We start from the raw sequence: 7,175 nt of genomic DNA on the forward strand, positions 1-7,175 counted from the left end.
CTGTCCCGGCGTCGAGCGATCTTGGACTGCCGCCTATAACAATGGGGGAAATCCATGCGCGGAAACAGCGCGAAACAGAGTTTTGTCGATATAATAATAGCTGCTGGATTCAAGTCGAACGGCAGCGAATACCTTCGCAAAGCGGATTTAATAGAGCAGAAAATAGCTATTTATGCAGATAAATCCGATGGCAGGAAATATATCGAGTACGCGATATTTAATAATGACGACCTTCTGGTGTCCGGTCGCGCGGACAGAGCATTCTCGGATATAAGATATGAGATCATATCTAGTCTCTCAGGAGAGGCATTGGATGGGAGTTTCGATTTCACGTCCTGGCTGACAGACGAATTTCTAGGCATGCTTGATGAAATGAAAAGCCTCGGTGGGGTACTCAATATCTGCCGCGATCAGTTGGACGGGAAGGCGTTAATCTCGGCCGCAGTCAGGAACTCCTGGTAGGTCAGATCGCGCTTTGATCGAAAAAGTCGGCGCTAAAAGGCGAGTTCGCCAACGTCCGATTAGGGTCGAAAGCACCCTTTGACTTCGCTCCCAAAAGCGGATGCCTCAGCGTCCCGCTGATCCTTAAATCTCCTGGAGGCTGCAGCGTGCCGGTCTGGACAGGTCAGTCAAGGACGGCCCTCCGGGCCGCCGCGGCGCGGCGACGCGCACGCGTCGTCCTTGAGTGACCTGTCCAGACCGGCGATCGTCTCGCCGTGAGATTTAAGGAGGACTCCCTCTCGCGGGCGAAGGCGGGCGAACGCCCCTCCTTTTAACCCACCGTCATCCCGGGGCTTGGCCCCGGGACCCAGGGTTCAGCTTTCACGGGAGACGCCAGCGGCGCGCGCGCCGCCATGCCTGCCCTTGCGGCGGAGAGATGGGTCCCGGGCACAAGGCCCGGGATGACGGAGTTTAGGAAAGGCGAACAAGGGCCACCCCGCAGAACGCCGGTTTCCAGGATCGCCCCTCCGGGTGCATGCTCGCGCCGTTCATTCTGGGGGGAACACCATGTTTGTCGGACACTACGCCGCCGCCCTGGCCGCCAAGGCCGTCGCGCCCAAGGCGCCGCTTTGGACCTACGTGCTGGCCAGCCAGCTGATCGATGTCGGCTGGAGCGCGCTGATCATCACCGGGGTCGAGCGGGTCAGGGTCGATCCGTCCCTGCCGGGCAGCGCCCTGGTGCTGGAGCACATGCCCTATACCCACAGCCTGCCGGCCGCGCTGCTGTGGGCGGTGGCGGCGGGGGTGCTGGCGACTTGGCTGCTGAAACTGCCGCGCTGGACCGGGGTGGTGGTCGGGCTGACGGTGCTGTCGCACTGGGGGCTGGATTTCCTGGTCCATCGGCCCGACCTCGCCCTGTGGTTCGACGGGCCCAAGGTGGGGCTGGGCTGGTGGAACTATCCCGTGCCCGAACAGGCCCTGGAGATGGGCCTGCTGGCCATGACCGGGGCGGCCTGGGCCTGGCGGCGCGGAACCCAGGGGCGGTCCTGGTGGCCGGCGCCGCTGTTCCTGGGCCTGCTGCTGGCCGTGCAGGAGATCGCCCTGGTCTCGCCGCCCGGCGGCGGCGCGACGCAATTGGGCCTGACCGCCCTGGCAGTCTATCTGGTGGTGACAGGGCTGGCCGGGCTGGTTGATCGGGGCGACCGACAGCAGCGGTAGGCAGGACTGGTTCCGAGCTGAACCAACCCAAGGCCGCTTTCCCGGCGAAGGCCGGGACCCAGATCCATCCAGAGCGGCTCGTGGGTTTCACCTGGGCCCCGGCCTTCGCCGGGGAAACGGGAGGGGGAGCGCGACCCAAGACTGAAAGAACCACGTCGCCAAGCGCCGCGCCCGGTTGCGCCTCACCCCCGCCGCGCCATATCGGTAGGGCCATGAACGCCCCCTTCAAGACCGACGCCCTGCCCGAGTGGACCCTCACCGACCTCTATGACGGTCGCGACGATCCGCGCCTCGAGTCCGACCTGGCCGCCGCCAAGGCCGCCAATGACGAACTGGCCAGCCTGGAGGGCCTGTTCCTGCAGGCCCGGGGCGAGCCTCAGCGTCTGGGGGTGCTGCTGGATCGCGGCGTGCGCCTCTATGAGGACGCCACCAACGGCCTGTGGACGGTGGGGGCCTTCGCCAGCCTGTCGGCCTCGACCCAGCGCGACGATCCCAGCTGGGCCAAGTTCGAGGGCGACCTGCGGGCCCGCTCGTCGCAGATCGCCGCCGAGAGCCTGTTCTTCGCGCTGGAACTGAACCAGCTGGAGGACGCCGAGCTGGCCGCCGCCCTGGAGGCCCATCCGCCGGCCCGGCGCTGGAGCCCGTGGCTGCGCCGCGTGCGGTTGTCGCGGCCGCACGAGCTGACGCCCGACCTGGAACGCTACATCGTCGATCGCAGCCCGGCCGTGGCGAGCTGGGTGCGGCTCTATGACGAGACCCTGGCCAAGCTGAAGGCCAAGGTCGGCGACGAAGACCTGACCCTGCCCGAGGCGCTCAATCGCCTGTCCGACCCCGACGGTGCGCGCCGCAAGGCGGCCGCCGACGGCCTGGCCCAGGCGCTGGAGGCCCGCGCCTCGACCCAAGGTCTGGTGATGAACACCCTGGCGTTTGAAAAGCAGGTCGAGGATCGCTGGCGGCGCTTTTCCGACCCGGCCCAGTCGCGCCATCTGGCCAATGAGGTCGACGCCGCGGCGGTCAACGCCATGGAGGCGGCGGTGGTCGAGGCCTATCCGCGCCTGTCGCATCGCTATTACGCCCTGAAGGCCAGGGTCATGGGCCGCAAGACCCTCGACTACTGGGATCGCAACGCCCCCCTGACCAGCGCCGCGCCGCGCGCCTATGGCTGGGACGAGGCCAGGACCATCGTGCTCGACAGCTTCCAGGCCCTGGCCCCGAAGTTCGCCGACACCGCCCAGACCTTCTTCGCCCAGCCCTGGATCGACGCCCGGCCGCGGGCCGGCAAGCAGTCGGGAGCCTATTCGCACCCGGTGACCGCCACCCGCCATCCCTATGTGTTCATGAACTATATGGGCGAGCGGCGCGACGTGCTGACCCTGGCCCACGAGCTGGGCCACGCCGTGCACCAGACCCTGTGCGCGCCGCTGGGCACCCTGCTGGCCGACACCCCCTGACCCTGGCCGAGACCGCCTCGATCTTCGGCGAGGGCCTGGTCTTTGACCGCCTGCTGGCCGAGGCCTCGCCCGCCGACCGCAAGGGCCTGCTGGCCGGCAAGATCGAGGACGGGCTCAACACCGTGGTCCGCCAGATCGCCTTCCACCGCTTCGAGCGCCGCTTCCACGAGGCCCGGCTGGAGGGCGAGCTGGCCCCCGACCAGATCGGGGCCCTGTGGCTGGAGGTGATGGCCGAGAGCCTCGGTCCGGCCGTGACGCTGAACGCCGGCTACGAGCACTATTGGGCCTATGTCAGCCACTTCGTGCACGCGCCCTTCTATGTCTATGCCTATGCGTTCGGCGACCTTTTGGTGCGCGGCCTGATGGAGAAGCGTCGCGAGGACCCGGACCGCTTCGCGCCGCTCTACGAGGACCTGCTGTCGGCCGGCGGCGTGAAAACCTATGTCGAGGCCCTGGCCCCGTTCGGCCTGGACCCGCGCGACAAGGCCTTCTGGGCCGCCGGCTGCGCGCAGCTGGAACGGCTGGTCGACGAGTTCGAGGCGCTGGTTTGATGGTGCCTGTCGAGCGGCAGATCCTCCCCCTGAAGGGGGAGGTGTCGGCGCAGCCGACGGAGGGGGAAGTGGGCCAGCGCATTGCGGTCTTCCCCCTCCGGCCTCCGGCCGCCTCCCCCTTCGGGGGGAGGATCTGATGGCCATTGACCCCGAACGCGACCGCCTGTCGGGCCGCCTGACCCGCTTCGCCAAGGTCGGGGCCGGGCTGTCGGGGGCCGCCGTCAGTTATGGCGCCAACAGCCTGTTCGGCGGCGACAGCGCCGATGCGCGCAACGCCAAGGCCCTGAAGGCGGCGCTGGGCGGGCTGAAGGGGCCGCTGATGAAGGCGGCGCAGATGTTCGCCACCGTGCCAGACCTGCTGCCGCCCGAGTTCGCGGCCGAACTGGCCGAGCTGCAGACCAATGCCCCGGCCATGGGCTGGCCGTTCGTCCGTCGGCGGATGGCCGCAGAGCTGGGGCCCGACTGGCAGAGCCAGTTCCAGAGCTTCGAGCACGAGGCCGCCGCCGCCGCCTCTCTGGGCCAGGTCCACCGCGCCGTCGCCCCCGACGGCCGGGCCATCGCCGTGAAGCTGCAATATCCCGACATGCAGAGCGCGGTCGAAAGCGATCTGGGCCAGCTGCGCTCGCTGTTTGGCCTGTTCAAGCGCCTGGACGGCTCGATCGACCCGACCCAGATGATCGTCGAGATCGGCGACCGCCTGCGCGAGGAGCTCGACTATGAGCGCGAGGCCAGGCTGATGGCCCTGTATGGCGGCTTCTTCTCCGGCCGCGACGACATCCGCGTGCCCCAGCCCGTGCCGTCGCTGTCGACGGGGCGGCTGCTCAGCATGACCTGGATGGACGGCCAGGGCCTGCTGGCCTTCAAGGACGCGCCGCAGGAGACCCGCGACAGGATCGCCGCCCTGCTGTTCGAGGCCTGGTGGAGCCCGATGACCCAGCTGGGCATCATCCACGGCGACCCGCACCTGGGCAACTACACCTTCGGCGGACCCCAGGGCGGAGATGGCGCGGCGCACCTGAACCTGCTGGACTTCGGCTGTATACGGATCTTTCCGCCGCGCTTCGTGGCCGGGGTGGTGCGGCTCTATCGCGGCCTGCTGGCCGACGACCGGGCCGAGCAGCGCGAAGCCTATCGCAGCTGGGGCTTCGCCGATCTCACCGACGACCTGGTCGATGTGCTCAATGTCTGGGCGCGGTTCATCTATGGCCCGCTGCTGGACGACCGGGTGCGCACCGTGGCCGACGACGTGCCGCCCGGCGAGTACGGCCGTCGCGAGGCCTTCAAGGTGCGCCAAGCCCTGAAGGAAAAGGGCCCGATCACCATTCCGCGCGAGTTCGTGTTCATGGACCGCGCCGCCATCGGTCTGGGCGCGGCCTTCCTGCACCTGGGGGCGCGCCATAACTGGCGGGCGATGTTCGAGGCCTCGCTGGAGGGATTCTCCGAAGAGGCCCTGGCCAAGCGCCAGGCGGCGGTGCTGAGCGCGGCGGGGGTGGCTTAGCGCTTCCGTGCTCCCGCAAGGGGAGAAGGAACGCTCAGCCTCACCGCTTACCCAACGCCACCCTTGCTCCCTGTCAAACGCTTGTTAGACTTCCCCCATGTCCGACGATCTTACCGACGCCCAAACCGCCGCCATTCCCGACGGCTATGAACAACTCAACTGGTCGCGAGGCTTCGGTCGCCAGATCGGCCCGCTGTTCGAACGCCGCGAAGCGGTGGGCGACGCCACCCTGGGGTTCCGGGTCGAGGAGCACCACACCAACGGCCTGGGCAATTGCCACGGCGGCATGCTGATGAGCTTCGCCGACATGGCCTGGGGGCGGATCATCTCGCTGACGAAGTCCTATTCCTGGGTGACGGTGCGGCTGAACTGCGACTTCCTGTCGGGCGCCCAGCTGGGCGACTTCGTCGAGGGGCGCGGCGAGCTGCTGGCCGAGGAAGACCTGGTGTTCACCGTGCGCGGCCGCATCTGGGTCGGCGAGCGCACCCTGATGACCGGCACCGGGGTGTTCAAGGCCCTGAGCCCGCGCAAGCCGCGTCCGGGCGAACTGGCCTTCGAGGCCAAGGCGTGAGCGCCGTGGCCGACGACCGCACGCCCTCCGCCTCGCTGCTGGCCCCGTTCGCGGGCGAGCGCCCGGCCGCGCCGGCCTGGTTCAACGAGGCCGTGGCCCAGGTTCCCGAACGCTCGACCCTGTCGGTTGACGGCGTCGACATCGAGCTCCTGACCTGGGGCGAGGTCGGCAAGCCGGGCCTGGTCTTCCTGCACGGCAACGGGGCCCATGCCGACTGGTGGAGCTTCATCGCGCCGTTCTTCGCGAAAGACTGGCGAGTGGCGGCGATCTCGTGGTCGGGCATGGGCGGATCGGGCTGGCGCGAGGCCTATACCGCCCCGCTGTTCGCCGCCGAGGTGTTCGCGGCGGTCGAGGCGGCCGAAATGGAGGCCGGCGGGGTCAAGCCGATCCTGGTCGGCCACTCGTTCGGCGGCTTTCCCACCCTCTATTGCGGCGTCGAGCACGCCGACCGGCTACGGGCCATCGTCATGGTCGACAGCAGCATCCAGCCGCCGGAAAAGCGCTGGCGCGGCCCGCCCTCGCGGCCCGACGCCGCCAACCGGGTCTATGAGTCGCTCGAGGCGGCCCTGGCCCGCTTCCGCCTGGCGCCGCCGCAGGGCTGCGAGAACCTCTATATCGCCGACTTCATCGCCCGCACCTCGCTGAAAGAGGTCGAAGGCGGCTGGACCTGGAAGTTCGACCCGGCCATCTGGCAGCGGTTCTCGATGCCCGACCTGGGCGAGATGCTGCCCAAGATCGCCTGTCCCGTGGCCCTGGTCTGGGGCGCCCGCTCGGCCCTGATGCAGGCCGAGACCCTGGACTACATGATCGATCAGATGCCCGACGATGTCGTCCTGCTGCCGATCCCCGACGCCGACCACCATGTGATGATCGACCAGCCCCTGGCCTTCGTGGCGGGGTTGCGGGGGTTGCTGGCGGGGTGGCTGGACTAGGCTAGGGCTATCCCTATCCCGTCTCCCCGGCGAAGGCCGGGGCCCAGATCGAACCCAGGGCGGTCCGGGTTCGAGGTGAGGCCAGAAGGCGCGTCATCCCCAAAAACTCAGGCTGAATCTGGGCCCCGACTTTCGTCGGGGAAGTGGACTCTGGAGGGGCGTTCAGCCCATCAGCCCATCATCCCGCCCTAAACCCGCCGGTACAGCCGGTTGCGGCCCGAGCCGGCGGTGCGGACGGCGATGTCCTCGACCAGGCCGGCGGCCAGCAGGGGCGGCTCGATGCGGGTGGCGGCCTGGTCGGCGTTGTCGCCCTCGACCTCGATCAGCACCGACTTGACCGCCTTGAGCGTCTCGGGACCGCCGCGCAGGATCATGCCCTCGACCCCGTCGACATCGATCTTCAGGTGGTCGGGCGGGGCCAGGCCGAAGGCGGCGGCGAAGTCGTCCATGCGATAGCCGGGCACGCCCTGCTGGAACACTGAATGGGTCTCGCCGAACTGGTTGGGCTGGCCG

At 68.3% G+C, this 7,175-nt stretch carries 6 protein-coding genes and 1 pseudogene; 6 read left to right on the forward strand and 1 reads right to left on the reverse strand.

Annotated elements, in window-relative coordinates:
• Positions 1 to 54: 54 nt before the first annotated feature.
• The 6 genes and pseudogenes from CSW58_RS13685 to CSW58_RS05255 all read left to right on the forward strand — a co-directional run bounded on the left by CSW58_RS13685 (position 55) and on the right by CSW58_RS05255 (position 6,662).
• Positions 55 to 462, forward strand: coding sequence for a hypothetical protein (locus CSW58_RS13685; RefSeq protein WP_143755086.1), 408 nt, complete (start codon positions 55 to 57; stop codon positions 460 to 462).
• A 546-nt stretch (positions 463 to 1,008) separates the two neighbouring features.
• Entirely contained in the window at positions 1,009 to 1,659 is a 651-nt protein-coding gene (locus tag CSW58_RS05235; RefSeq protein ID WP_099446583.1) for a hypothetical protein, read from the forward strand.
• A gap of 212 nt (positions 1,660 to 1,871) precedes the next feature.
• Positions 1,872 to 3,661 (forward strand): annotated as a pseudogene (locus tag CSW58_RS05240) (M3 family oligoendopeptidase).
• A gap of 136 nt (positions 3,662 to 3,797) precedes the next feature.
• A complete protein-coding gene (locus CSW58_RS05245; RefSeq protein WP_099446584.1) occupies positions 3,798 to 5,159 on the forward strand; it encodes an AarF/ABC1/UbiB kinase family protein in 1,362 nt (453 codons plus the stop codon).
• A 97-nt stretch (positions 5,160 to 5,256) separates the two neighbouring features.
• Positions 5,257 to 5,730, forward strand: coding sequence for a PaaI family thioesterase (locus CSW58_RS05250; RefSeq protein ID WP_099446585.1), 474 nt, complete (start codon positions 5,257 to 5,259; stop codon positions 5,728 to 5,730).
• Positions 5,731 to 5,735: 5 nt separating this feature from the next.
• Entirely contained in the window at positions 5,736 to 6,662 is a 927-nt protein-coding gene (locus tag CSW58_RS05255; protein WP_099446586.1) for an alpha/beta fold hydrolase, read from the forward strand.
• Positions 6,663 to 6,850: 188 nt separating this feature from the next.
• Here the strand turns inward: CSW58_RS05255 and CSW58_RS05260 are convergent.
• On the reverse strand, positions 6,851 to 7,175 hold a 325-nt coding region (locus CSW58_RS05260; protein ID WP_143755087.1), incomplete at its 5' end, for an FkbM family methyltransferase.

This window comes from Caulobacter sp. B11 (genome assembly GCF_002737765.1).
Lineage (GTDB): Bacteria > Pseudomonadota > Alphaproteobacteria > Caulobacterales > Caulobacteraceae > Caulobacter.

Bases quoted from the DNA above. Each gene is read 5' to 3' on its own strand.
- CSW58_RS05235 (WP_099446583.1), top strand. From the start codon at position 1,009: ATGTTTGTCGGACACTACGCCGCCGCCCTGGCCGCCAAGGCCGTCGCG.
- CSW58_RS05250 (WP_099446585.1), top strand. From the start codon at position 5,257: ATGTCCGACGATCTTACCGACGCCCAAACCGCCGCCATTCCCGACGGC.
- CSW58_RS13685 (WP_143755086.1), top strand. From the start codon at position 55: ATGCGCGGAAACAGCGCGAAACAGAGTTTTGTCGATATAATAATAGCT.
- CSW58_RS05245 (WP_099446584.1), top strand. From the start codon at position 3,798: ATGGCCATTGACCCCGAACGCGACCGCCTGTCGGGCCGCCTGACCCGC.